This window comes from Silvania confinis, from assembly GCF_025564085.1.
Lineage (GTDB): Bacteria > Pseudomonadota > Gammaproteobacteria > Enterobacterales > Enterobacteriaceae > Enterobacter > Enterobacter confinis.
The window spans coordinates 55837-79048 of the sequence record NZ_JAMGZJ010000069.1 but is presented as its reverse complement, the minus strand read 5'-3'; the positions used below and the strand labels follow the sequence as shown (position 1 = coordinate 79048).

At 53.7% G+C, this 23212-nt stretch carries 25 protein-coding genes and 2 pseudogenes; 13 read left to right on the top strand and 14 right to left on the bottom strand.

Annotated elements, in window-relative coordinates; genetic code table 11:
• Nucleotides 1-241: 241 nt before the first annotated feature.
• Nucleotides 242-1252 carry an ABC transporter substrate-binding protein gene (locus M8013_RS05490; protein WP_418939525.1) on the top strand — a complete coding sequence of 337 codons (1011 nt, stop codon included), beginning with the start codon at nt 242-244 and terminating at the stop codon, nt 1250-1252.
• Nucleotides 1252-1941 carry a molybdate ABC transporter substrate-binding protein gene (locus M8013_RS05485; protein ID WP_271266797.1) on the top strand — a complete coding sequence of 230 codons (690 nt, stop codon included), beginning with the start codon at nt 1252-1254 and terminating at the stop codon, nt 1939-1941. The genes M8013_RS05490 and M8013_RS05485 overlap by 1 nt, the downstream gene beginning before the upstream one ends.
• A gap of 5 nt (nt 1942-1946) precedes the next feature.
• Here M8013_RS05485 and M8013_RS05480 read toward each other — a convergent pair whose 3' ends face one another.
• Together M8013_RS05480 and M8013_RS05475 are read right to left on the bottom strand one after the other, a co-directional pair.
• Nucleotides 1947-2333 carry a tautomerase family protein gene (locus M8013_RS05480; protein WP_271266796.1) on the bottom strand — a complete coding sequence of 129 codons (387 nt, stop codon included), beginning with the start codon at nt 2331-2333 and terminating at the stop codon, nt 1947-1949.
• 5 nt (nt 2334-2338) lie between these two features.
• A complete protein-coding gene (locus M8013_RS05475) occupies nt 2339-2641 on the bottom strand; it encodes a carboxymuconolactone decarboxylase family protein (protein WP_271266879.1) in 303 nt (100 codons plus the stop codon).
• Nucleotides 2642-2741: 100 nt separating this feature from the next.
• On the opposite strand from M8013_RS05475, the gene M8013_RS05470 reads away from it, so the two are divergent.
• Nucleotides 2742-3617, top strand: a complete 876-nt coding sequence (locus M8013_RS05470; RefSeq protein ID WP_271266795.1) for a LysR substrate-binding domain-containing protein — start codon at nt 2742-2744, stop codon at nt 3615-3617.
• 101 nt (nt 3618-3718) lie between these two features.
• Here the strand turns inward: M8013_RS05470 and M8013_RS05465 are convergent, their stop codons facing one another.
• From M8013_RS05465 to M8013_RS05430, 8 genes are all read right to left on the bottom strand, one after another.
• Nucleotides 3719-4516, bottom strand: a complete 798-nt coding sequence (locus M8013_RS05465; protein WP_271266794.1) for a transporter substrate-binding domain-containing protein — start codon at nt 4514-4516, stop codon at nt 3719-3721.
• Between the two features lie 41 nt (nt 4517-4557).
• On the bottom strand, nt 4558-5283 hold the full coding sequence (locus M8013_RS05460) for an amino acid ABC transporter ATP-binding protein (protein ID WP_271266793.1): 726 nt from the start codon (nt 5281-5283) through the stop codon (nt 4558-4560).
• 18 nt (nt 5284-5301) lie between these two features.
• Nucleotides 5302-5988: an amino acid ABC transporter permease gene (locus M8013_RS05455; protein WP_271266792.1), complete on the bottom strand. Its 687-nt coding sequence runs from the start codon at nt 5986-5988 to the stop codon at nt 5302-5304.
• A 12-nt stretch (nt 5989-6000) separates the two neighbouring features.
• On the bottom strand, nt 6001-6678 hold the full coding sequence (locus tag M8013_RS05450; RefSeq protein WP_271266791.1) for an amino acid ABC transporter permease: 678 nt from the start codon (nt 6676-6678) through the stop codon (nt 6001-6003).
• 14 nt (nt 6679-6692) lie between these two features.
• The gene (locus tag M8013_RS05445; protein WP_271266790.1) at nt 6693-7601 is read right to left on the bottom strand and encodes an NAD(P)-dependent oxidoreductase; all 909 of its coding nucleotides are present in this window, start codon (nt 7599-7601) and stop codon (nt 6693-6695) included.
• 21 nt (nt 7602-7622) lie between these two features.
• Nucleotides 7623-8069, bottom strand: a complete 447-nt coding sequence (gene rpiB / locus M8013_RS05440) for a ribose 5-phosphate isomerase B (RefSeq protein ID WP_271266789.1) — start codon at nt 8067-8069, stop codon at nt 7623-7625.
• A 12-nt stretch (nt 8070-8081) separates the two neighbouring features.
• A complete protein-coding gene (locus M8013_RS05435; protein ID WP_271266788.1) occupies nt 8082-8831 on the bottom strand; it encodes a FadR/GntR family transcriptional regulator in 750 nt (249 codons plus the stop codon).
• A gap of 222 nt (nt 8832-9053) precedes the next feature.
• Nucleotides 9054-10031 carry a Gfo/Idh/MocA family protein gene (locus M8013_RS05430; RefSeq protein WP_271266787.1) on the bottom strand — a complete coding sequence of 326 codons (978 nt, stop codon included), beginning with the start codon at nt 10029-10031 and terminating at the stop codon, nt 9054-9056.
• 226 nt (nt 10032-10257) lie between these two features.
• Between M8013_RS05430 and M8013_RS05425 the strand changes: the two genes are divergently transcribed.
• Nucleotides 10258-11019, top strand: a complete 762-nt coding sequence (locus tag M8013_RS05425; RefSeq protein ID WP_271266786.1) for a DeoR/GlpR family DNA-binding transcription regulator — start codon at nt 10258-10260, stop codon at nt 11017-11019.
• Between the two features lie 10 nt (nt 11020-11029).
• Here the strand turns inward: M8013_RS05425 and M8013_RS05420 are convergent, their stop codons facing one another.
• Nucleotides 11030-11917 (bottom strand): LysR family transcriptional regulator, encoded by an 888-nt coding sequence (locus tag M8013_RS05420; protein WP_271266785.1) that lies wholly within the window; start codon nt 11915-11917, stop codon nt 11030-11032.
• A 416-nt stretch (nt 11918-12333) separates the two neighbouring features.
• On the opposite strand from M8013_RS05420, the gene M8013_RS05415 reads away from it, so the two are divergent.
• The 4 genes from M8013_RS05415 (at nt 12334) to M8013_RS05400 (ending at nt 16398) form a co-directional block, all read left to right on the top strand.
• Entirely contained in the window at nt 12334-13542 is a 1209-nt protein-coding gene (locus tag M8013_RS05415; protein ID WP_271266784.1) for an MFS transporter, read from the top strand.
• 72 nt (nt 13543-13614) lie between these two features.
• A complete protein-coding gene (locus tag M8013_RS05410; RefSeq protein ID WP_271266783.1) occupies nt 13615-14670 on the top strand; it encodes an NAD(P)-dependent alcohol dehydrogenase in 1056 nt (351 codons plus the stop codon).
• Nucleotides 14671-14797: 127 nt separating this feature from the next.
• Nucleotides 14798-15919: an MBL fold metallo-hydrolase gene (locus M8013_RS05405; protein ID WP_271266782.1), complete on the top strand. Its 1122-nt coding sequence runs from the start codon at nt 14798-14800 to the stop codon at nt 15917-15919.
• A gap of 122 nt (nt 15920-16041) precedes the next feature.
• Nucleotides 16042-16398, top strand: coding sequence for a cyclophilin-like fold protein (locus tag M8013_RS05400; protein WP_271266781.1), 357 nt, complete (start codon nt 16042-16044; stop codon nt 16396-16398).
• Nucleotides 16399-16407: 9 nt separating this feature from the next.
• Here the strand turns inward: M8013_RS05400 and M8013_RS05395 are convergent, their stop codons facing one another.
• On the bottom strand, nt 16408-17313 hold the full coding sequence (locus M8013_RS05395) for a LysR family transcriptional regulator (protein ID WP_271266780.1): 906 nt from the start codon (nt 17311-17313) through the stop codon (nt 16408-16410).
• Between the two features lie 164 nt (nt 17314-17477).
• On the opposite strand from M8013_RS05395, the gene M8013_RS05390 reads away from it, so the two are divergent.
• The 3 genes from M8013_RS05390 (at nt 17478) to M8013_RS05380 (ending at nt 20312) form a co-directional block, all read left to right on the top strand.
• Nucleotides 17478-18686 (top strand): MFS transporter, encoded by a 1209-nt coding sequence (locus tag M8013_RS05390; RefSeq protein WP_271266779.1) that lies wholly within the window; start codon nt 17478-17480, stop codon nt 18684-18686.
• A gap of 85 nt (nt 18687-18771) precedes the next feature.
• Nucleotides 18772-19815, top strand: coding sequence for an alpha/beta hydrolase (locus tag M8013_RS05385; RefSeq protein ID WP_271266778.1), 1044 nt, complete (start codon nt 18772-18774; stop codon nt 19813-19815).
• 68 nt (nt 19816-19883) lie between these two features.
• Nucleotides 19884-20312 carry a cyclophilin-like fold protein gene (locus tag M8013_RS05380; RefSeq protein ID WP_271266777.1) on the top strand — a complete coding sequence of 143 codons (429 nt, stop codon included), beginning with the start codon at nt 19884-19886 and terminating at the stop codon, nt 20310-20312.
• 29 nt (nt 20313-20341) lie between these two features.
• Here M8013_RS05380 and umuC read toward each other — a convergent pair.
• Nucleotides 20342-21508 (bottom strand): annotated as a pseudogene (umuC, locus tag M8013_RS05375) (translesion error-prone DNA polymerase V subunit UmuC); the annotation flags it as partial.
• Nucleotides 21509-22013: 505 nt separating this feature from the next.
• Between umuC and M8013_RS05370 the strand changes: the two are divergent.
• A pseudogene (locus M8013_RS05370) lies at nt 22014-22229 on the top strand (transposase); the annotation flags it as partial.
• Nucleotides 22230-22286: 57 nt separating this feature from the next.
• On the opposite strand, the gene M8013_RS05365 reads toward M8013_RS05370, so the two are convergent.
• A complete protein-coding gene (locus tag M8013_RS05365; RefSeq protein WP_271266776.1) occupies nt 22287-22559 on the bottom strand; it encodes a hypothetical protein in 273 nt (90 codons plus the stop codon).
• Between the two features lie 407 nt (nt 22560-22966).
• On the opposite strand from M8013_RS05365, the gene M8013_RS05360 reads away from it, so the two are divergent.
• Nucleotides 22967-23200, top strand: a complete 234-nt coding sequence (locus M8013_RS05360) for a hypothetical protein (RefSeq protein WP_271266775.1) — start codon at nt 22967-22969, stop codon at nt 23198-23200.
• The last annotated feature ends 12 nt before the right edge of the window (nt 23201-23212 follow it).

The window sequence follows — 23212 nt, the reverse complement described above, 5'->3', positions numbered from 1 at the left end:
TTCTTATTAGCGCGCTTGCTTATATCCATAATAGAAATTCATTAGATAGCGCCTGTTTGCGAGCCAGGACACACTTGCAAGCCTTGACGCAGAACCGGTCACCTTGTTTTAGCCTCAACGCCGTTACTCCTTCAGGAGGTCGAGACGCTGCCAGATTTTTCGTTATATAATGAGATGCATAACGAAAAGGTGAGGTTCTATGAAGCAAAAATTTTGGCAAGGCGTGGCGTTGAGTTTAGCGATGGTTATCCCGTTAACGGCAGAAGCATCACGTCAGATAACCGATCAGATTGGTCGCCAGGTGACGATCCCGGATGAAGTCAACCGGGTGGTGGTGCTGCAGCATCAGACCCTGAACCTGCTGGTGCAAATGAACGCCAGCGATAAAATTGTCGGTATTCTGGCGAACTGGAAGCAACAGCTTGGCGAGGGGTACGTTCGCCTGGCGCCGGAACTGAACCAGAAAGCGACGCTCGGCGATCTGACCCATGTCGATCCGGAAAAGCTGGTCGCCCTGCATCCGCAGGTGGTCTTTGTCACTAACTATGCGCCGCAGGAGATGATCGACAAGATCAGCAGCCTGGGGATCCCGGTGGTGGCTATCTCACTGCGCCATGACCCTGCGGGCGAGAAAGCGAAAATGAACCCGACCCTCGCCGATGAAGAAAAAGCCTACGATCAGGGTCTGCGCGAAGGGATTACGCTGATTGGCGACATCATCAATAAACCGCAGGAAGCGAAAGCGCTGAACGACGCGACCTTCGAAGGCCGCAAAATGGTCAGCGATCGCCTGAAAGACATCCCCAAAGAAAACCGTATTCGCGCCTATATGGCGAACCCGGAACTGACCACCTACGGTTCAGGAAAATACACCGGCCTGATGATGGCGCATGCGGGCGCACTCAATGTTGCCGCGGCAACTATTCAGGGGTTCAAAACGGTGGCGATGGAGCAAGTGACTGCCTGGAACCCGCAGGTTGTCTTCGTGCAGGATCGCTATCCTTCCGTGGTCACCGAAATCAAAGGCTCTGCGCCCTGGCAGGTGATTGAGGCGGTGAAAAACCAGCGTGTCTACCTGATGCCGGACTACGCCAAAGCCTGGGGCTACCCGATGCCGGAAGCGATGGGGATCGGTGAACTGTGGATGGCGAAAAAACTGTACCCTGAAAAGTTCCAGGATGTGGATATGCATAAAGTGGCGAACGACTGGTACCAGCGGTTCTATCGCACCAGCTATCAGGGCATCGACTGATGCGCGTGCTGGCTGCGGGTAGCCTGCGGGGAGTCTGGCCGCAGCTGATGGCGCACTTCCCCGAACCGGTCAACACCCAGTTTGGCCCGGCGGGGATCTTGCGCGAGCAAATAGAAGCAGGGCAATCCTGCGATCTGTTTGCCTCGGCAAATCTCGCGCACCCGCAGGCGCTGCTGGCGACCGGGCGGGCGCTGGCCGTGGCATCGTTTGCCAGCAATAAACTGTGTCTGACTCTCCGCAGCGACAGGCTGCGCGATGGTGACGACTGGCGCGCGTTGCTGATGCGCGCCGACCTTCGGCTGGCAACCTCTACGCCGGGATGCGATCCGTCCGGCGACTATACGCAGGAACTGTTTACCCGGATGGGCGAGGCGGGGGAAAGTGTGCGAAAACGCGCGTTAGCGCTGGTCGGCGGGCATCACTCGGCGGCGGTTCCTGCTGGAGTCCTGGCGGCGGAGTGGATCATTCACAGCGGGCAGGCGGAGATGTTTATCGGCTACGCCAGCTATGCCAACAGGCTGCGGCAGGTGGCGGGCTTAACGATTATCGATATTCCCGAACCCGTTAACCCGCGAGCGCACTACGCTTTTGCGCAGCTCACCGCCAGGGCGCAGCCTCTGGCCACGTTTTTACAGTCACAGGACGCACAGCGAATACTGCGCGACGCGGGTTTTTTATCTGCGTCTTAGCGCGGTCATGACTCCCCGGACATCATCCGCCCGTTGCTGAAACTCCAGTCATCGGCGGTGTTGAACTGGATAATCACCATCACGTCATCCGGGTGAATATCCAGCGTGTCCTCCAGCCGCTCGCACAGCATGCGGCAGAGGTTTTGCTTCTGCTCATGCGTGCGCGGTTTGCCTGCCAGAATGTGAAACTGCATAAAATTCTCGCTGCGCCCGCCGCTTTTATAGTGACGGTCGAACACGCGCTGGCCCGCAGGAAGCGCCTCGAAAATCTGAAAACGATCGCCCTCGGGGACGGCGAATTCCGCCTCTAAACTCTGCTGCAGGATGTCGGAAATCTGCGTTATCTGTGCGTCGCTGTAGTCCTGACGCAGGATGATACGGGTGAAGGGCATCGGCGTTACTCCTCATCCAGACAGGCGAGGGCCGACACTGCCGCAGGCCAGCCAGCGTAGAACGCCAGATGGGTGAAGGCTTCAGTTATCTCTGCTTTGGTCAGACCATTTTGCTGCGCGAACCCGATATGCCAGGGTAACTGCTGGAGGCGTCCCAGCGCCGTCAGCGCGCCCAGCGTGACCAGGCTGCGATCGCGCGGGCAGAGCGCGTCACGCTGCCAGATATCATTGAACAGCACCTCCTGACTCAGCTCGGCCAGCTTTGGGGCGAGGCGGGTCAGGGATTCAATATTGAGTGATTTCGCCATCATGTTTTCTCCGTGTTGACAGTAAAACGATTCTGGCGGCATATGATGATCCTGAAAATCAAATTATCTGCGGCCAACCATCCCGCATTTCAGGACGAAAATGATTAAACTCCCTCCGACGCTCGACCTCGACGCTCTGCGCAGTTTTGTCACCGGCATCGAATGCGGCAGTTTTGCTCTGGCGGCCAGCCGCCTGTGCCGTTCAACATCGGCGGTCAGCGCGCAGTTGAAAAAGCTGGAACAACAGTGCGAAACCGAGCTGGTGGTGAAGCAGGGCCGCCATCTGGCGTTGACCCGCAACGGCGAGATCGTAATGGGCTATGCCCGCCGCATGCTGGCGCTAAATGATGAGGTGCAGCGCACGCTAAAAGGCGAGCTGTTACAGGAGGAGATCCGCATCGGCCTGCAGGAAGATTTTGGCGAGTCGCTGATGCCGGGCATTCTCGGTGAATTCAAACGCCATCATCCCGGGATGCGGATTATTGCCCGGGTGGATCGCAATCAGCCGCTGCTGAGCGCGTTTGATGACAATGCCCTCGATATGGTGCTGCTGTGGCAGGCTGAAAATGCGCCGCGTTGCGGCAGGCTGATCGGGCAGTGCCCGCTGGCGTGGATCCAGCACCCGGATCTGAATATTCGCGCGCTGCTGGAACAGGGTGAGCCCTTGCCGCTGGTGATGTTTGATACCCCCTGTCTGATGCGATCTCACGCCATCGACAGCTTAAACCGCGCGGGCATCGCCTGGCGGGTGGTGTTCGTCAGCCACAGCCTGAGCGGCATCTGGGCGGCGGTGCTCGGTATCACGCTGCGCACGGCTGTCGGCATGCCGGGTAATTTGCGCGTGATAGAGAACATGCTGCCAGCGGCGGGGAGTCTGGGGATTACGCTCGCGCAAAAGGACGGGAACGAAGCACAACAGCGGGCGCAGACGCTGCTGGGGCAAATAATGGAAGCGGCGCTACTGAGGAATAATTAAGGGCCATTAACGGGCATACATCAGGTGCGTCCAGATACCTCCCGCTATGGCGGAATAAACATCGGGACGCACTCACCATAATTCAGGAAACTATCAAGAGATTAAGGCCGGTTAATAATCTCTGCCGGAATAGGCTCGCCGTGATATTTCTCGTAAATGGCATTCAGCTTGCCGTTTTTGAGGTTCGCAGCAATCCACTCGTCGAGTTTTGCTTTCAGCTCCGGCTCATTCTTTTTCAAACCAATCGCCAAATCAAAGACTGTCAGCGTCATTTTCGGCTCGAAGGCGAGATCGGGATTTTGCTTCTTAATCTGATTCACCAGCGTGGCGGAGGTGGCGACCGCGTAAGCCTGACCACTCACTGCCGCCGTGACCAGCGTCGCATCGTCGTCATAGCGCTGAATAGTGACGCCATTTTTCATCGCATCTTTGGTGAGCATCGAATCCTGCGTCGTGCCGCGGGTGACGGTAATGGCACGTCCTTTGAGATCCGCCCAGTCGCTTATTTTGGTGGCCGCCGGTGCGCCGATCACCGAGCGTAAGCCCGCGTAGGCGCGGCTAAAATCAATCACCTGTGCACGCTGCGGGGTGACGGAGAGGGTGGAAATCACGATATCGGCCTTGCCGGTCTGTAAATTCGGGATACGGGTCGGGCCGGTCGTTTCGATAAATTTCAGTTTCAGCCCCCAGTCTTTGGCTAACAGCTGGGCCGTTTCCACATCGGAACCCACCGGTTTCATGGCTGCATCCAGCATCCCGGAAGGGGGAATAGACATATCGGTGGCAACGCGTATCTCACCGCGTTTTTGGATCTCCTCCAGGGCATTCGCCGAGACGGGGAGGGTGACGACAGCGGACAGCAGCGATGCGAGCAGTATGATTTTTTTTGCAGGGCTCATTATTATTCTCCTTGGTAGGGATATTTCGCAGGTTGAATGACTCACAAATCGTTGGATATAAATTCCTGTAAGGCTGCCGTCCCCGGCGTTTTCAGGATCTCGACCGTACCGCTTTCGTGGACGGTTCCCTGATGCATAAAGATGATTTTATCGGCGACCCGACGGGCAAAGTTCATTTCGTGGGTCACCATAATCATGGTCATGCCACTTCCCGCCAGCCGTTCAATCACGCGCAATACTTCGCCGGTGAGTTTGGGATCCAATGCCGACGTGACTTCATCAAACAGCATCACTTTGGGCTTCATCGCCAGCGAGCGGGCGATGGCCGCGCGCTGTTGTTGTCCGCCCGACAGCTGTTCCGGGTAGCTGTCGGCTTTATCCGCCAGGCCGACCTGTTCCAGCACCGACAGGGCCAGTCTTCTGGCTTCGGCTTTCGCCATTTTCTTGACCGATACCGGGCCCAGGGTGATGTTTTGTTCAATTGTCAGATGGGGAAACAGGTTATAGCTCTGGAAGACAATCCCGACGTCCTGGCGCAGCTTGCGCAGATTGACGTGCGGGTCTTCAACCTTGTGCCCGCAGACCTCAATGCTGCCGCCGTTGATGGTTTCCAGTCGATCGATGCAGCGCAACGCCGTACTTTTACCCGAGCCACTTGCACCAATCAGCGCCACAACCTGCCCCTGATTAACGGAAAAAGAGACGTCTTTCAGCACCGGATTGTGGCCAAAGCTTTTTTGCACATTTTTCAATGTAATGATGGACATAGTATTACCCTTCAGCACTTAATTGATGCGTGGACTCACGGTGGATACCGGCTTCACTTTTTTCTCTGGCGCGCCCCGTTCCAGCCGACGGCTTAACACCGAGACCGGGAAGCACAGACAAAAATACAATGTGGCAACAATGAGATAGATGATAAACGGCTCAAAAATCGAGTTGTTGATCAGCTGTCCGGCGCGCGCCAGCTCGACAAACCCCACCACCGACGCCAGCGAGGTGTTTTTGATGATCTGCACCGAAAACCCGACCGTTGGCGGCGTCGCCAGCTTGATGGCCTGCGGCAGGATGACTTTAAACATCCGCTGCACGCCGGAGAGGGCCAGGCATTCCGCCGCCTCCCACTGGGCGCGGGGTACTGCCTGAATGCAGCCTCGCCAAATCTCGCCCAGATAGGCGCTGGCATAAATCGTCAGCGATACCCCAGCGGCCAGTAACGGCGATATCGACAGGCCCAGCTGCGGCAAGCCGAAATAGACCATAAACATGATAATCAGCAGCGGCGTGCCCTGAATAAGCTGGACCCAGGCGGCAACGACCACACGTACTGCCCGCACCGGCGCGATGCGGCCCAGCGCAATCAGAAAGCCCATTAATCCGCCGCCGCCGAAGGCCATCAGGGACAGGATCACCGTCCAGAACGTGCCTTCGAGCAGAAATTGAATATGCGCGAAATTGAGGGGAATATTCATCGTCATCACTCCCTAAATCATTGTGCCAAGCCGACGACGGCGAGGGAAAATAGCCAGCCCAAACAGCCAGAATATCAGGCGCATTAACAGCGACAGCGCGATATAGATCCCCGCCACAATCACGAACGTTTCAAAAGGACGGTAGGTTTCAGACTGAATAAAGTTAGCGGTCGCGGTCAGCTCTTCCGTCGATATTTGCGAGGTCACTGAAGAGGCCAGCATTAATAAAATAAACTGGCTGGTCAGCGCAGGATAAACACGTTCAATCGCCGGACGTAAGGCCACGTGCCAGTATTGCTGCCATTTGCTTAATCCCAGCGTTTCGGCGGCTTCCCACTGCCCCTTATGCACCGATTCAAAACCCGCCCGCATGATCTCGGCGGTATAAGCACCGACATTGATCGTCAGGGCAATCACCGAGACGGTGAAGGCTGTGAATGAGAACCCCATACTGGAGAGGCCGAAATAGACCAGGAAGATCTGCACCAGAAACGGCGTATTGCGAATGGATTCCACATAGATTGCCGCGATCCTCGAAAACACGCTGGATTGAGAGCGGCGAGCCACGGCACACAGGGTGCCGATCAGAAAGCCCGTCACCGTCGTCACTAAGGCCAGTTTGGCGGTTAATGTCGCCCCGTCCAGCATCAGCTGCCATTGTGAAAGTATTGCTGTGAAATCGAGCATCATGACGTTTGCTCCGGTTAGTTTGCTTTTGCGGTCTGCTGCCCGGTTAACCGGTCGTAGACTTTAAACAGTGCCTGATTGCCATTCGCGCCTTCACCGTATGCCTGCGCATTCTGGTACTGGGTCGCCACAAGGGCGGTTGCCGGAAGAGGAACGGGATGCTTTTGCGCGGCTTCCAGCACCAGACGCAGATCTTTCATCATCAAATCAATGCGGAAACCGGCGGAGCTGTCACCGTCGATCATCGCCGGGCCCAGTTTATCGAGCATCCACGAGGCGGCGGACCCGCCGAGCAGCACTTCACGCATTTGTGGCAAATTGATGTCCCAGGCCCGCGCCAGCGCCAGTGCCTCGCAAATCGCCTGAATGTTGATGCCGCAGATCAGCTGGTTGCACAGCTTCACGGTCTGCCCGGCACCGGACCCACCCACATGATTTAAGGTGGTGCCCATGGCCTGCAGATAAGGTGTTGCCTGCGCAAACCCCGCCGCCTCGCCGCCGACCATGATGGTGAGGGTGCCATTTTTGGCGCCAATCGGCCCGCCGGAGACAGGCGCATCCAGCATGGTGACGCCTACCGCCGCCAGCGCCTGGCTCAGGTTGCGGGTGGCTTCGGGGGCAATGGTGCTCATATCGACATACAGTTTTCCGCGTGGCGGATGAGACAGCAGTCCCTGCGGGCCGCGCACAATCTCGTCCACCTGAGGCGTGTCCGGCAGCATCGAAATAACAATGTCGGCATCGCTGACCGCAGAGGGGATGTCGTTAACCACGTCAACACCGTACTGGCGCAATGACTCTCCGGCACCGCTGACAATATCGTACGCACGGACGCTGTACCCGGCCTGCGCCAGATTGCGGGCCATCTCGCGGCCCATCACGCCGAGGCCAAGAAAGCCAACAACACCGGAAGTAGAAGTCTTCATAGTGATTTTCCTTGAGGTTAATCAGTTACGTTGCTCGAGCTGCGCCAGTTTCTCGACGCGGCGCACAAAGTCTGCATCCTGCACAAAGGTGGCCTGCAGGAAGGCATCAATCAGGTCGCGTGCCAGCCACGGGCCGACAATCTGTGCGCCGATGCACAGCACATTCACGTCATCGTGCTCGACGGACTGATGTGCGGAATGCACGTCATGCCCGACGGCCGCGCGAATGCCTTTGATTTTATTCGCAGCGATAACGGCACCGACGCCGGTTCCGCATACCAGGATCCCGCGCTGGCCTTCGCCCTGGCGCACCTTGTCGCACACCGCAAACGCAATATCCGGGAAATCCACCGGATCCGGGTTGTAGCTCCCGACATCGTTAATCTGGTGGCCCGCTTGCTGAAGCCACTCAATGAGCTCCTGTTTCAGGTGGAATCCGGCGTGGTCGCTGCCAATAACTATCTGCATCTGCTTTTCCTTTTAGGGTCTGTGAGTAACGGCTGGGAAGTCGAACATGCGAATGGTGGCGCGACGTCGGAAGTCGGCACCAATTTCAAAATGACGGCTGAGTAATTCATCGGCCTGGTCTTCGTCGCGTTCGACGATGGCGGCAAAAATGGCGCGGTGATGATCAATCAGGAACGCTTCGATGCCTTCGACCTGGATAATTTGTTCCCGGCGGTCAAGGTGAGAGCGCTGCATCAGCAAACTGATCGACTGATAAATGCTGATAAGCGTCGGTGAACCTGATGCGCTGACGATGGTTTCGTGGAAGCGATAGTCTGCGCGACCCCCGGCTTCCGGGGCATGGATGGTGTCGCTGATTTCACGCAGGCAGTCCGCTAAGCGATCATAGTCACTTTGCGTTCCCCGGCTGCAGGCGAGGCGGATAGCCTGACGTTCAATGGCGATTCGGGCCTGCATGACGTCATCGACCACGTTCGGCTGATGGGCCAGCACGAAGGTGAAAAACTCCCCGAACAGCGACACATCCGGCTTGGTGACTACCGTGCCGATCCCGTGGCGGATCTCGACCGCACCGATCATCGCCAGGGCTCTTAATGCTTCGCGCAGTACCGGACGGCTCACGCCTAATTTCAATGACAGTTCACGTTCAGGCAGCAGACTGTCGCCTGCTTTCAGCGATCCGCTTAACAGCTGATCGCGTAAAAATTTAACAACACGGTCATGGCCGCTACAGTTTTCCGTTACTTCACGCTTGATATCCATGTGATTCACCAGTGGTCTTAAGTGGTAATACCAATGGTAGATATGTTAAGAAGATATTAACGTGATGTTGATCGATATTTAACCTGTCCGTTTTGTGAGCAGGCCTGCAAAGATCAATTTGACTGAACGGGGAGGGGAGACAGGCAGAACCGCAAGCAAAAAAAAACGGGTATCGCCCAGGGATACCCGCCTTCTTTACTGACGATACGCTGATCTGAGCGATTAACGCTCGGCTGCAACCATGCCAGCTGATTGTTTGCTTCGCTGGATAATGTCACTGGCCGTGGTGGTGATCGCCATCAGACGCGCGGCCTCGTCGAGGTCACGGTTATCGATGATGCGAATAAAGGCCTGGAACTCGTCGTACAGGCGATGATCCCGACGGTCAAAGTTAACGTTGAGGGAATCGCCGTTATTTAACTGCACGCTGAAACCGGTCATCTGATTGACGGGGAATGATATCTGGATCGAGCCTTTTTCACCCTGGATCAGCGATGTGGTGGGTGCTTTACAATCTTTTGCGCCGATACAGACACATTTAAAGTCGCCGAAGTCCGCCACCAACACGCCGCTGGTATCGATATTATTCTGAATATTGGCGTAATAATTAACGTTATCCGGCTGACCAAACAGGCCAGAGATAAAGTGAATATTATAAACGTTGAGATCCATCAGCGCGCCACCGGCTTTTTCGGCATCAAACGCCGGGTGGATAATTCCCTGCAGGAAATCGTTATAGCGCGAAGAGTACTGGCTGTAATTTAAGCTGACCATCCTTATTCTGCCGATTTTGGCCAGTTCGGACTGAATGGCCTGATAAGCGGGCAGGAAATGAATATTCATCGCCTCAAGCATGATGCAGTTATTCTCTGCGGCTAAACGCTTCAAGGCACTTAATTCGTGCAGGCTGGTGGTGATCGGCTTCTCGATAATCACATGTTTGCCATGCTCCAGCGCCTTGCTGGCAAAGCTAAAGTGCAGATGATTAGGCAGCGCGACATAAACCGTATCGACATCGCTTTCGAGCATCTCCTGATAATCATAGAAAACGGCGGCGGCGTTATAGCGCGCGGCAAGGCTTTCTGTTTTCTCTTTGCTGTGCGGCGTTCCCAGCAACGAGAACGACGTCAGGGGGAGTCTGTCGAGGGTGGTCAGTAAATCCTGGACAATCATGCCGGTACCTAAAATGCCTAATTTCATCGACTACCTCATCCTGAACGCGTAAGTGATATGCGCTACTGTTCGCGCAATTCAGCTAAATGTGCGCGATCGCGTAACGTATTGCAAGTGATTGTGCGTTTTATTAAGTGGTTTTGTGTGAGGGTAAGGGGTAGTATGGGGTTAGTCGTGAACGCGGTTATCATCTGCGGCCACTGCACGTATAATTGTTTGAATTTTAATGCTCTTACAGAGGCGGATAATGTTAATGACCCAGGACGAAAGACTCATCGAATTAGAACAGGTCATTAAAAGCCAGGGCAAAATCACGCTGGATTACATCTGCCAGACGTATCACATCTCGTCTGATTCCGCGCGCCGGGACTTAGTGAAGTTGACTCAACTCCCGCATATTCTTCGCATTCGCGGGGGGGCGATCCTGGCCGATAAGCGCGTCGAGTCACCGTTCTTACAGCGCCAGCAGTTCAGCCCGGACAAGACGTTACTCACTGACTGTGCGGCAAAACTGATCAACGAAAACGAGATTGTATTTGTCGATGCCGGTACCACCTCGGTGTCGCTTGCCAGACAACTGCCAGCCAATATCCGGGTGATTACCAATTCCGTCGAGGTGCTGATGGAGGTTATCGCCAAAAAAGGGATCGGCGTGACCGTATTGGGGGGAACCTTTGATGACTTCTCCCATGCGGTGTTAGGTCATGTCACTCTTCAGCAAATAAGCCATTATCAGGCCGATAAGGCGTTTATTGGCGTCAGCGCCTTGTCGGAATCCGGTATTACCACCAATACCGAACTCGATGCGCTGCAAAAATTAGCCATGGCGAAGCAGTCTAAAAAAGTGATCTGTATTACCTCCTTTACCAAATTTAACGATCAGCTGATGTACCAGTCCTGCAGCTGGTCAGATATCGACCTCATCATTACCGACCGCACACCGCCGGAGAACATTGTTCAGATGATTGAAAAAAATGATGTCGAGCTGGTGGTGCTTGACGGTGAGACGGTGTGAGGGTGGTGTCTCACCGTACCTTGAGTATCTCGATAATGATGCGTAAGGCATTTGAAACCTTGCGGTCGGGAAAGTAGAGGTGGAATCCAGAAAACGTAATGCAGTACTGCTCGAAGATTTTAACCAGCTTTCCGGTTCTGAGCTCTTCCTGCATTAAATCTTCTGCTTCATAAGCCAGCCCGCAGCCAAGAGTCGCCGCCTGGATGATGGTGCTGGCATCATTAAACTGCCACCCCCCCTGAGGTTTATGCTTGATGTAACGATCGCCGTCGTTAAATTCCCAGGGCCATGAAGAGCCGTCAGACAAACGGTATCCAATGCAGGGGAAGTCAACGAGTTTGCTCGGATGTGAAGGTTGGCCGTAGCGTTGCAAAAAATCAGGGGACGCCACCACCGCCATCTGTACATTCGGGCCGATCCTGACGGATATCATCCCGTCGTCGACGGTGTTACCGTAACGCACGCCAGCGTCGTAGCGCTCCTTAACGATATCGACAAACGTATTATTCTCGATAAATTCCACTTCAATACCCGGATAGTCATTCCGCAGAGTGATAAGTTTGGGCAGCAATAAAAACTCAATCGCCTGCCGGCTGGCATTAATCCTCACCGTGCCGCGGGGTTCTTCACGCAGCTGGGTTATGATTTCCACGCCGTTTTCCAGATTGCCGAATCCCGTTTCCAGCGACTGGAAAAGCTGTTCACCCGCAGGCGTCATCGTGACGTTACGCGTACTTCTTGCCAGCAACTTTATCCCCAGTCGACTCTCCAGTTCGCTCACGCTTCGGCTGACGCCTGACTGCGCCTGACCAAGTTTTGCTGCAGCCCGGGTGAAGCTACCTTCTCTGGCAACCATCATATATACGTAAAGGAGATTGATATCCTCTTTCCTGAACACTCAGAACCTCTGCATGGCGGTATTACGCGTGTAATCAAAGCATTCATAACACTAGCACATAAATGAATTGCTTTTTCGCTCGGTTATCACGCGGGCCTTCTCCCTTTATTATCCCCCTCAGCAATAAACACCATGCAACTGGCCAGGCCGGGTTTTGAATCACTCACGTGGCTGGCATTTATCAATAATGCCTATTGGGACGAATCCCGGTCCTTTAAACACTAAGTGGAAGAGAAATGACATTATTTTGCTGACTCTGCCGAGTGTCCTGGTTGTTTTTTCTGCAACAGCTCACGCAGCGCAAAACGCTCTAAAGGTTGTCAGCGCCAGCGGTGCCAGAACCCTCAGTGAGCTGTAAGCCACGCTTGAGAGCAAAGCAAAAGTAATAGTTTTGAGTTAACAGGAAACACGTCGTTATGGCATCTCAACTGAATCAAAGTGAAATTGTAACGCCTCTGTCCGGCGAGGCAGGCAGTACCCCTGCAAACTGGAGCGGCGTACTTGCCATGACGCTGTGCGTATTTGCACTGATCGCCTCCGAGTTTATGCCTGTGAGTCTGCTGACGCAGATCGCAAAAGACCTTTCCGTGTCCGAAGGCCTGGCTGGCCAGGGCATCACCATCTCGGGGATCTTTGCCGTATTAACCAGTCTGACCATCAGCCAGATCGCCGGGAGGATGAATCGCCGGACACTGCTGCTGATCCTGACTGTCCTGATGGCCGTTTCAGCCCTGACGGTAGGCCTGGCCACCCATTACGCCACTTACATGGTGGGGCGTGCGCTGATTGGTATTGTGGTCGGCGGATTCTGGTCAATGTCCGTGGCGATTGCGGTCCGCCTGGTCCCGGTAAGCCAGGTGCCCCGGGCGCTGGCCGTTTTCAATGGCGGTAATGCTCTGGCGACGGTTATCGCGGCTCCGCTGGGGAGCTACCTGGCATCCGTCACCAGCTGGCGGGGTGCTTTTCTCAGCATCGTGCCGATCGCCGTTGTCGCTTTTATCTGGCAGTGGATCAGTCTGCCTTCCATGAAGGCGAAACGGCCAGCCGGCACGTTTAAAGTGCTTTCACTTTTGCTGAACCCAAAAGTCGCATTTGGCATGCTGGGGGCCGGGATTTTCTTCATGGGACAGTTTTCTCTGTTTACCTACGTCCGTCCATTCCTTGAAACCGTCACCCGGGTCAGCCCGGACAGGCTGTCACTTATCCTGCTGGTGATGGGCGCTGCCGGCTTCTTCGGGACCAGCGTTATTGGCTATTTCCTCAGACGCCGTTTCTACGGGACGCTAATTGCTATACCGAGCCTGATGTCATTGCTCGCGCTGGCACTGATACCCGCCGGGGAGAGCGTTCTCGCCGTCACAATATTGTTGGGGTTATGGGGCATGCTGGCTACCGCCGCGCCCGTGGGATGGTGGAGCTGGGTTGCCCATGCCACGGAGGGTGAGACAGAGGCTGGCGGAGGCTTACTGGTTGCCGTTGTTCAGCTGTTCATTGCGCTCGGTTCAACGGTCGGAGGAATGCTATTTGATACCTCTGGCTACAGCAGCACCTTCGCGGTCAGTGCTGCGGTACTGCTGCTCGCGGCTCTGATGGCAGGGGTTACAGCACGTAAAGCCAGGCACTGAACAACACCATTTTTAAACAGGCGAACCCGGTGATGCGGGTTCCCCGAAACGATCTAAAAGGAGTCACACAAGATGAGAACGAAAGGGTATGCAGTACATAAAGCGGGCACGCCTCTGACCCCATGGACCTTTGAACGTCGCTCTCCGCGCCCGGATGATGTGGTGCTTGAAGTGCTCTACAGCGGTATCTGCCACTCGGATCTCCATCAGGTCGATAATGACTGGGGTTTCGCTCAGTTTCCGATGGTGCCAGGGCATGAAATTGTCGGACGGGTTATCGAAGTGGGTTCTGCGGTTAAGAAATTTAAGGTCGGAGACGCGGGTGCTGTCGGTTGCATGGTCGACAGCTGCCAGCACTGCGATCAATGCCGAAAAGGAAAGGAACAATTCTGCCGTGAAGGGATGGTACCCACTTATGCCGGCAACGATCGGATTGATGGTTCTCTGACCCAGGGAGGGTATTCCCGTCATATCGTGGTCAGAGAGGAATTCGTCTGTACCGTACCGGAAGGTATGGATCTGTCCCGCACAGCACCTGTGCTTTGCGCCGGGATCACCACCTGGTCGCCACTTCGGGCCCTGAAAGTCGGTCCGGGCAGTCGCGTGGGTGTGGTGGGAATGGGGGGGCTGGGACATATGGCCGCCAAACTGGCCCTCGCGCTTGGCGCGACCGTCACCATGATTTCCCGCGGTGAAGCCAAGCGTAAAGCGGCACTCGACATTGGGGTGGATCATTATCTGGTGTCGTCTGATGCGGATGCCATGTCTGTGATGGCGAACAGCCTTGATGTCATCATCGATACGGTACCCGTCAGACATGACATGGATCCGTACATTAGTCTGCTGGATGTTGAAGGTACGCTGGCCATTGTGGGTGCAGTGGGTGAATGGGAGGAGGTCAACGGTAACGGTGTGATGTTTGGCAATCGCAGTATCCGCGGATCGATGATCGGTGGGATAGCAGAGACGCAGGAAGTCATTGATTTCTGCGCACGCATGAACATTCTGCCGGAATGCCGGATTATTCGACCGGATGAAATTAACAATGCGTTTAACACCCTGAAAACGCTCGATACGCCTTACCGTTTTGTCATCGATATGGCGTTAATCGAGTCTGAATCACACTAAGATGTAAAGCATTGAGATTTTGGCAATGGGCGTCCGTTGCCGCCTAAAGCCGGGTACTGAAGCCGTTGCTCTGCCAGCCATGAATTAAGGGCTGGCTTTTCCCATACATGTTGTTTCAGGAAAAAACATGCTTAGATTTTTTTATCGGGCTACAGCGGTGGTGGTGATTATTGCTGCAGTCTTAGCTCTCGCCATTTACCTTTATCTTCAGCACCCTTTATTTGGCGCGCGGCCGAGTCCGGCGGAGACCAGGCAATTTGCAGGCACGACGTATTATCGTGATGGCCAGTTTATCAATCAGATCCCGTCCCCCATCCATACCAATGGCAGTACGCCGTGGTCAGTCTGGAAAGAAGAACTTTTTGCAGCGAAAGGGCAACCCCGGCCCGATCGCCCGCTGCCAACGGCTAAAACTGACTTAACATCCCTGGATATCCAAAAAGACCTTTTTGTCTGGCTGGGGCACTCGGCGTTCTACATTCAGCTGGGCGGAAAACGGATCCTCATCGATCCGGTGTTTAGCGAGAATGCGTCGCCCGTGCCCGGTACCAACAAGGCTTTTGCCGGTACCAGCATCTACAGCGCTGCCGACATGCCGCCAATAGACATCCTGTTGATTTCTCACGATCACTATGACCATCTTGACTATCCCACTATTAAGGATCTTCAACCCAAGGTAAAAAGCGTTATGGCAGGCCTTGGCGTCGGGAGTCATTTTCGGGCCTGGGGATATGAACCGAAAAGGGTGCATGAGGCTGGCTGGTATGATTCTTATCAGGACGGGGATGTCACCGTCACAGCAACCCCGGCGCGGCATTTTTCAGGGCGAACATTGACGCCGAATCAGACATTGTGGGCAGGCTACGTTATCAAGTCCGATAAGCGAACGCTGTTCATCAGTGGCGACTCTGGCTATGGGCCTCATTTCGCCGAGATTGGCAAGCGATTTGGCCCCTTTGACTGGGTGGCACTCGACAGTGGTCAGTACGATCCGCGCTGGGCGAATGTTCATATGAATCCCGAAGAGGCAATAAAAGCCGCCGCAGAACTGGGGGCAAAAGTGTTCACGCCCGATCATATTGGGCGCTTCTCGCTGGCTCCTCATGACTGGAACGATCCCATGAAAAGGATTATCCGGGATAACACCCAGGGGCAAGTTCTGTGGACGCCTTTGATTGGGCAGGTGGTCTATTACGACACCCCGCCTCAGGCCTTTACAACCTGGTGGCAACCCGCGCCCCAGCGCTAATGCATGGGTTATCCGGCTGTTGCTTCAGTGGAGCCAGTTCCCGATACCTGGGGCAGTGTCTGGCCTGATCTGTGGAAAGGCAAAGAAATACGCATCGTCACGACTAAATCGGTAGGAAAACTATGAAGTTAAACATCATTGTTAATAACCAGGTTATCACCGCCACCCTGAATGCCAGGCAGGCAAGCCGGGATTTTGCGGCGTTATTGCCGCTGGATTTGCAGCTCGAGGATTATGCAGGAGAGGAGAAGATCGGCATGCTACCTGCGCAGTTATCTTCGACGGATTCCCCAAAAGGGACTCCCGCGCGTAAAGGCGATGTCATGCTCTACAAGCCATGGGGTAATCTTGCCCTTTTCTACAAAGACCACGTTTACGCTGACGGGTTAATCAAGCTGGGTCAGCTGGACGATCCTGACGCCTTGCCGTTACCCCCCTCGTCATACAGCGCGAGATTCGAATTAAACGAACAGCAGTGAAATATCGCGCTATCGCTGTTTGCGCGTTGAATAGCGAAGCTCATCGACAAGCAGGCTAAATGCCGGGGTGGGCTGGCGGTGGCCCGGATAATATAGGTGGTATCCAGAGTAAGGTTCACACCAGTCTTCAAGAACGCGAACAAGCTTTCCGGATACGATATACGGCTCAAGCTGGCTCTCTGGCAGATACGCCAGGCCTCGTCCTTCCAGCGCGGCCCTCAGGATCATGCTTCCCGTATTGAAAACCAGTTGACCGTCGACCCGCACATTTAGCTCCCGGCCGTCTTGCTCAAATTCCCACGCATAGAGCCCGCCATGCCCGGAAAGCCGTAGATTGATACAGCTGTGCTCCGTAAGCTCCTGTGGTGTGAGCGGGGTAGATCGACTACTGAAGTACTCTGGCGATCCCGCCACCGCCATCCGCATATCTGGCCCAATACGAATCGCAATCATGTCTTTGGCAATGGTTTCGCCGGGGCGTACGCCGGCATCAAAACGATCTTTTACGATATCAGTCAGGCCATAATCCGTAAGGATTTCGACCTTAATGTCGGGATAGTTTTTCACGAGACGCGCCACCGCCGGCCAAAGAACGGACTCCGCGGCATATTCCGTTGCCGTCAGACGTATTGTACCGGCTGGTTTATCCCGTAATTCGCTCAGCACCATTAACTGGCGCTGAATATCTTCGATCTGTGGCCCAACCGACGCGAGTAAACGTTCTCCGGCTTCGGTAGGGACGACTCTGCGGGTGGTTCGGTTGAGCAACCGGAGTCCGAGCTGGGCTTCAAGTACGCGAACCGTCTGGCTGAGTGCGGACTGCGAAACCCCCAGTCGTTTTGCCGCGCGGGTAAAATTCTGCTCTTTCGCAACCACCATAAAAGCAGCAAGGGCATTCAGATTATCATCGGGCATTAAGAAGCTCTCCTTATAATTTCAATCTTATATTAGCCTCTAATCACTTAATAAGTCTTTCGATATACTTTCTTTCGTTCACTAAATGAGCATGCCTTGTGATTAAGACCTGCCCAAAATACACAACATCCATATTCATTATTAAAAGTAAGGGGCTGTTATCTATGCCTGTTAAATCATCTCATGATTCGTCTGGTGCCTCCGTCGTCGCTACGCTAATGCCGGTAATGGCAGCGGTACTGGTCGGTTTTATTATTATTGGTGTGGCACTTCCTGTGCTGCCGCTGCACGTCAAAAATGATCTGGGGTTCGGTACGTTTATCGTGGGCCTGGTCGCCGGCGCGCAGTTTGCCGCCTCGCTGATATCCCGGGTGTGGTCAGGCCGTTATTCCGACCGACGTGGTGCAAAAAAAGGTGTGGTGGCCGGGCTCATCGCGGCGGCTGTGTCGGGGCTGTTATATCTGGTGTCGATCTGGCTGGTCAGTATTCCGCTGCTGTCGGTTTCCATCCTGCTGACAGGGCGAGCAATTCTTGGCGGGGCAGAAAGCTTCATTATTACCGGTGCCGTGGCATGGGGTCTGGCTCTGGTAGATAAAGAACATGCGGGTAAAGTTATTGCCTGGGTCGGTACCGCGATGTTTGCCGCGATGGCGCTCGGCGGGCCGGTGGGCACGCTGCTGTTTAACGCTTACGGCTTTAAAGCGATCGCGCTGCTGACGTTGCTGCTTCCCCTGTTAGTGCTGGTTTATCTCTCACGAATGCCCGCTGTGCCTGCTCATCCACATGCCGCGCGGGCCTCGTTCGCATCCGTCATGCAGGCGGTCTGGTTACCCGGACTGGGGGCCGCACTGGCCAGCACGGGCTACTGCACTATTCTGGCCTTCAGCTCTCTTTACTACAGTGCCATGCACTGGCAGCCCATCTGGATGGCATTTACCGCTTTTGGCGTGGCGCTGATCATCGCCCGCACGGTTGCGGGTCATCTTCCGGACCGCTTTGGCGGCGCGCGCATTGCACTGATTTTTGTCCTCGTCCAGGCCGCAGGCATGTTCCTGATTTGGCTTGCCAGCACGTCACTCGTGGCGTCTGTCGGCGCAGCCTTTGCCGGTTTTGGCTACTCACTGGTCTATCCGGGACTCGGTATCGAAGCCATTAGCGGCTCAAGCCCTCAGAACCGGGGCATGGTCATGGGTATCTACACGGCATTTCTCGACGTGGCGATGGCGATCGGCAGTCCTGCCCTTGGCTGGATTGGCAGCCATCTGGGACTGAACGCCATATTTCTGACCGGCGCGCTGGTGGTGCTTTCCACGGCGGTTGTGGCATGCCTGCTGCTTAAACGCGCTGCGTCGGATAACCAAAAAATTGCCTGAAAAGGCTCTGTTGTCCGAAGCGATATTCCGCTTCGGATATTTCACTCCGTTTGTATTAACACTGTTACTTAATTCAGGAGATACAATGAAATTACATGCCAAAGGGAAATTAAAAACGCTGGCCGCGCTGGCACTATTAAGCGTGACTCTGGGTATGGAAACCACCGTCGCTGTCGCGGCGGATATGTCCCATGGAGCAGATAACTTCTATAAAAGCGATAACGTCAATTCGCAAACCGTCAAATTCAAAAACATTTACGGTATGGAGGTCACCGGCACGTTATTTACCCCTAAAAATATGGACGCCGGAAAGAAATATGATGCTCTGATTGTGGGGCATCCTTTTGCCGCAGTCAGGCAGCAGGCCGCGAATCTCTACGCAACGAAAATGGCAGAAGCTGGCTTTGTGGCCCTCTCTTTCGACCAGTCCTTCTGGGGAGAAAGCGCGGGTTCGCCACGTGGGGCCGTGTTGCCGGATGTCTATGCCGAAAACTTCAGCGCGGCTGTTGATTTTCTGGGAACGCGCGCCTTCGTGGATCGTGAAAAAATTGGCGTGATAGGCATCTGCGGTAGCGGCGGTTTTGCCATTGCAGCCACCAAAGTCGACCCCCGCATTAAGGCGCTCGCCACCGTCAGCATGTACGACATGGGCGAATATTTCCGTACCGGTCTCAACCATGAGCGGACCGCGGAAATGAGAAACAAGGATCTGGCAACCGCAGCCGAACAACGCTACAAAACGGTTGAAACCGGCCAGCCCGTTTATGGACCGGGACAAAACGATCCGGTGTTTATCGAAGCTAAAGAGTCGAATGATTTCTATCAGACGGAGCGCGGTAAAGTGGCCTCCAACGATCGCCGGACCACACCGGCGACCTACGCCCGATTTATGAATTTCCATCCGTTTATCGACATTGAGACCATTTCACCGCGTCCGATACTCTTTGTCGTGGGTGATGCTGCGCCTTCGCGTACCTATACCGATACGGCCTATAAGATGGCGGCACAGCCGAAAGAACTCGTGGAGATCAAAGGCGCGAACCGTATCGATCTTTATGACCGAACTGAGTTGATTCCCTGGGATAAGCTGGTTTCATTCTTCAATACCCACCTTAACACCCATCAATAACAGGCGAGTTCAACGGCACTGAAAGCAGTGCCGTTTTTATTAAACGATGAAATCCTCGGGAGAGTTTTATGTTTAAACCCCTCATGCTTGCTATTGCTTGTCTGGCGGCAGTGTCGTTCTCATCTTCAGGATCGGAAGCAGAAGGTATCAAGGTGAAGATCACCGCAGCAGGCCAGATCATGACCGCCACCTTTTACGACAATGCAACCACCCGCGCGCTGGTTTCCCGCTTTCCGCTGACGCTACACATGGAGGATTTATATGGCCGGGAGATGTGTTACCGGTTCCCTGATCCTTTACCGGCAAACGAAACACAGACCAGCGGCTATGAAGTCGGCGATATCGTCTACTGGGCACCCCGTCACAGCTTCGTCATCATGTATAAACAAAACAATGAGCAGATCGGTAGTCTTCAGAAAGTGGGTCGTATTCATTCAGGCGTAGAGAACTTCAGTCGCACGGGCAATACAGATGTGACATTCGACGTCGTTAACTAATGCAATAAACAAAGACGCGATGTCGCATCTTATGTTGCCACAGGCAGATCCGAATATCGGGTGGTGTAAGCCGGTGACAGCATCTCGCGCTTCATTGCCCAGGGTTTCTGGATGCCTTGCCCGGCAAACCATAATTTCCCTTTCCCGCTTTGATTGATCCTGTCCACCACGCGCATCAGCAATTCGCTGTTGCCGTGAGGTTGATACTCATCAAACAAATTAAGCTGGGCCACCCCCTGGCTGAAAAAATCGCCCAGCATCACGCCCGCTTTCATATAGCGGTGTCCGTCGATCCAGACGCAATCGAGCGCATTCATGGCCGCGCGGATGATGTCCCGGGTGTCATTCGAGGGGGTAAGCAACTTAATAGCAGCTTGATTGCCGTAAAACGCTTCATTAAGGGCATGGGGGCTGGTGCGCACAAATACGGCGATCTGGCGACAGTACTGCCGCTCCTCGCGGAGTTTTTCTGCGGCGCGCACCGCATAATTACAGATGGCCTCACGCATGTCGGCATACTGAGTAATGCGCGTTGAAAACGAACGTGAGCAGACAATCTGCTGTTTGACGGGGGCAAACTCTTCAAGCGCCAGACAGGGTTCCCCGCGCAGCTCCCGGACGGTGCGTTCCAGCACCACATTGAAATGTTTACGGATAACCCAGGTGCTTTGTTCGGACAGATCTTTTGCGGTGATAATCCCCATCGCGTTGAGCTTTTTAGCGATCCGTCTGCCGACCCCCCATACCTCTTCGACCGGTACCAGCGACATCAATTTTGTTTGCCGGTTAATATTCGACAGGTCCACCACGCCGCCGGTCTGAGGCCATTTTTTTGCTGCGTAATTGGCAAGCTTGGCCAGCGTTTTGGTTTGTGCAATCCCCACTCCGACGGTCAGATGGGTATCACGCTTGATCCGCTCACGAATTTCCCGGCCAAATTCTTCCAGCACCCGGCAGTTCTGCACTCCGGTGAGGTTGATAAAGGCCTCGTCGACGGAATATATTTCCACAGCCGGGGCTAATTCCTCGAGCGTGGTCATTACCCGGTTGCTCATGTCGCCATACAGGGCGTAGTTCGAACTGAATACATGGACCTTATTACGACGGATCTCATCTTTCATTTTGAAATAGGGTGCGCCCATCTTAATACCCAGGCTTTTTGCTTCGGCCGATCGCGCAATAACACAACCATCGTTATATCTGAATGACCCTAACAGTTACTTTTCAGTAAACACATGATTTTTAATAACATTTAATCGCTAACTTTTTCGTGAATTTTTGGCCTTGGTGGTATGGTCAAGTTAACGGGCCTTAGAGTTAAACACGATGAGAAGTGACTTCAAACAGGCTATCGGCCCTGACTTACCGACAGGAACTATTCAAACTGTCCTGGAGCGGGCATGGCCCGAATCTACACATGAGGCAGGAAAATAATGGAGGTTACCTGGAGTTGGAAATGGGCCGATGTTGAGGGCGTTTTACTGGTCTCCCACTCCGTGGCTGATATTTTTCGCTGTAACCGGCAAGTAAGTGGAGGACATGAACGAGGGGGGCAGCTTTTTGTCGACCCCGCTCATCCATGCGGCATCATTTTGTCGCTTGCAACAGCACCACACAAAGCAGACAAATCAGGGCGAACATGGCTTGAGTTAGACCCTGAACGCTGCAAGAAGGAGATTCAGGAGGCAAATGCTCTTGGGTATCTACACCACGAACGCTATCGAATCGCTGAACAGCGTGATCCGGGCAGCGATTAAAAAACGCAAGGTGTTCCCGACGGATGACTCGGTGAGAAAGGTTATTTATCTGGCGATCAAGGACGCGTCGAAAAAATGGAGTATGCCGATCCATAACTGGCGGCTGGCAATGAGTCGTTTTATTATCGAGTTCGGTGACCGCCTGAGCGATCACCTTTAACGAGTGGGCAGTTACACAGAATTACTGACAGGCTCCAATCAGAAGTTTCATGAAGCATTAATAACATTCAATAAATTGTCTTCTGGATTCTTCCTCGTTGAGATATTCAAAGGGAAGAAGACGGATTTTCCTATAGTCACACAACCATTCGTTGTCGGTTCGTTGAAGAATGTCACCGGGTTTGAAACATATCCCAGAAGCAGCCCGAATGATGGCATATTTGCCATTTTTGAATCGAATAATATGAATGCAGAAAGGGCTGCCTGTCTCTCCCGATACGCGACTGAAAATTATATCCCCCTCAATAAAAACAACTTTTTTTGACTTCATGCGTTTTACCTTTATAACAGCAACAACACAACGGTACTGTAACTTTATCGTTTCGTTGTCATTCACTCAGGAGGTGCGATCAACCTCTGAAACACAAAAACGCTGGCGGCCGTAATAACAGCCACATGAAGAAAATCTCAAAAGCACATCTTTTTGAAATTTAAATTATTCCTGATTTCCCCTGTGGGGGCACAACGTGGAGGCAACATGGCCCAATCACTCTTTGAAATTCCAGAATCCGCTTTCGCAATACACAAACAATAATATTTAGAGTGCAATACTTATTATACACCTTTACACAAGAACTTTTGGGCTATGTTGTGTGGGTTTGTGACTAAATAAGAATACGGCACCCGAAGATCGGGCATAATAATTATGGTAGAATACAATCCCATGAGGAATTCATAATGAAATCAGAAGACACCCTTGACTGGTATCCGGCACAACTGCCGCCAGTGAAAATTATACTTGGTGAAGCAGTGCTGGCTGTAGGTAAACAAGGCAGGCCGATTAACACCCGGACGTTGCTTGATTACCTCCAAGTGATGCAGGATAAGCAAAAAAGAAGGGATAATAAAATCGCCATGCAGACCGCAATTGAGGTTCTCAGAGATAATCAGCGCACTAACGGCAGGTGTTAATGCGTCATTTTA

Bases quoted from the DNA above. Each gene is read 5' to 3' on its own strand.
- M8013_RS05485 (WP_271266797.1), top strand. From the start codon at position 1,252: ATGCGCGTGCTGGCTGCGGGTAGCCTGCGGGGAGTCTGGCCGCAGCTG.
- M8013_RS05490 (WP_418939525.1), top strand. From the start codon at position 242: ATGGTTATCCCGTTAACGGCAGAAGCATCACGTCAGATAACCGATCAG.
- M8013_RS05365 (WP_271266776.1), bottom strand. From the start codon at position 22,559: ATGAAGTCAAAAAAAGTTGTTTTTATTGAGGGGGATATAATTTTCAGT.
- M8013_RS05445 (WP_271266790.1), bottom strand. From the start codon at position 7,601: ATGAAGACTTCTACTTCCGGTGTTGTTGGCTTTCTTGGCCTCGGCGTG.
- M8013_RS05395 (WP_271266780.1), bottom strand. From the start codon at position 17,313: ATGCCCGATGATAATCTGAATGCCCTTGCTGCTTTTATGGTGGTTGCG.
- M8013_RS05425 (WP_271266786.1), top strand. From the start codon at position 10,258: ATGACCCAGGACGAAAGACTCATCGAATTAGAACAGGTCATTAAAAGC.
- M8013_RS05360 (WP_271266775.1), top strand. From the start codon at position 22,967: ATGAAATCAGAAGACACCCTTGACTGGTATCCGGCACAACTGCCGCCA.
- M8013_RS05475 (WP_271266879.1), bottom strand. From the start codon at position 2,641: ATGGCGAAATCACTCAATATTGAATCCCTGACCCGCCTCGCCCCAAAG.
- M8013_RS05465 (WP_271266794.1), bottom strand. From the start codon at position 4,516: ATGAGCCCTGCAAAAAAAATCATACTGCTCGCATCGCTGCTGTCCGCT.
- M8013_RS05470 (WP_271266795.1), top strand. From the start codon at position 2,742: ATGATTAAACTCCCTCCGACGCTCGACCTCGACGCTCTGCGCAGTTTT.
- M8013_RS05405 (WP_271266782.1), top strand. From the start codon at position 14,798: ATGCTTAGATTTTTTTATCGGGCTACAGCGGTGGTGGTGATTATTGCT.
- M8013_RS05415 (WP_271266784.1), top strand. From the start codon at position 12,334: ATGGCATCTCAACTGAATCAAAGTGAAATTGTAACGCCTCTGTCCGGC.
- rpiB (WP_271266789.1), bottom strand. From the start codon at position 8,069: ATGCAGATAGTTATTGGCAGCGACCACGCCGGATTCCACCTGAAACAG.
- M8013_RS05460 (WP_271266793.1), bottom strand. From the start codon at position 5,283: ATGTCCATCATTACATTGAAAAATGTGCAAAAAAGCTTTGGCCACAAT.
- M8013_RS05380 (WP_271266777.1), top strand. From the start codon at position 19,884: ATGTTTAAACCCCTCATGCTTGCTATTGCTTGTCTGGCGGCAGTGTCG.
- M8013_RS05480 (WP_271266796.1), bottom strand. From the start codon at position 2,333: ATGCCCTTCACCCGTATCATCCTGCGTCAGGACTACAGCGACGCACAG.
- M8013_RS05455 (WP_271266792.1), bottom strand. From the start codon at position 5,988: ATGAATATTCCCCTCAATTTCGCGCATATTCAATTTCTGCTCGAAGGC.
- M8013_RS05385 (WP_271266778.1), top strand. From the start codon at position 18,772: ATGAAATTACATGCCAAAGGGAAATTAAAAACGCTGGCCGCGCTGGCA.
- M8013_RS05400 (WP_271266781.1), top strand. From the start codon at position 16,042: ATGAAGTTAAACATCATTGTTAATAACCAGGTTATCACCGCCACCCTG.
- M8013_RS05410 (WP_271266783.1), top strand. From the start codon at position 13,615: ATGAGAACGAAAGGGTATGCAGTACATAAAGCGGGCACGCCTCTGACC.
- M8013_RS05430 (WP_271266787.1), bottom strand. From the start codon at position 10,031: ATGAAATTAGGCATTTTAGGTACCGGCATGATTGTCCAGGATTTACTG.
- M8013_RS05450 (WP_271266791.1), bottom strand. From the start codon at position 6,678: ATGATGCTCGATTTCACAGCAATACTTTCACAATGGCAGCTGATGCTG.
- M8013_RS05435 (WP_271266788.1), bottom strand. From the start codon at position 8,831: ATGGATATCAAGCGTGAAGTAACGGAAAACTGTAGCGGCCATGACCGT.
- M8013_RS05390 (WP_271266779.1), top strand. From the start codon at position 17,478: ATGCCTGTTAAATCATCTCATGATTCGTCTGGTGCCTCCGTCGTCGCT.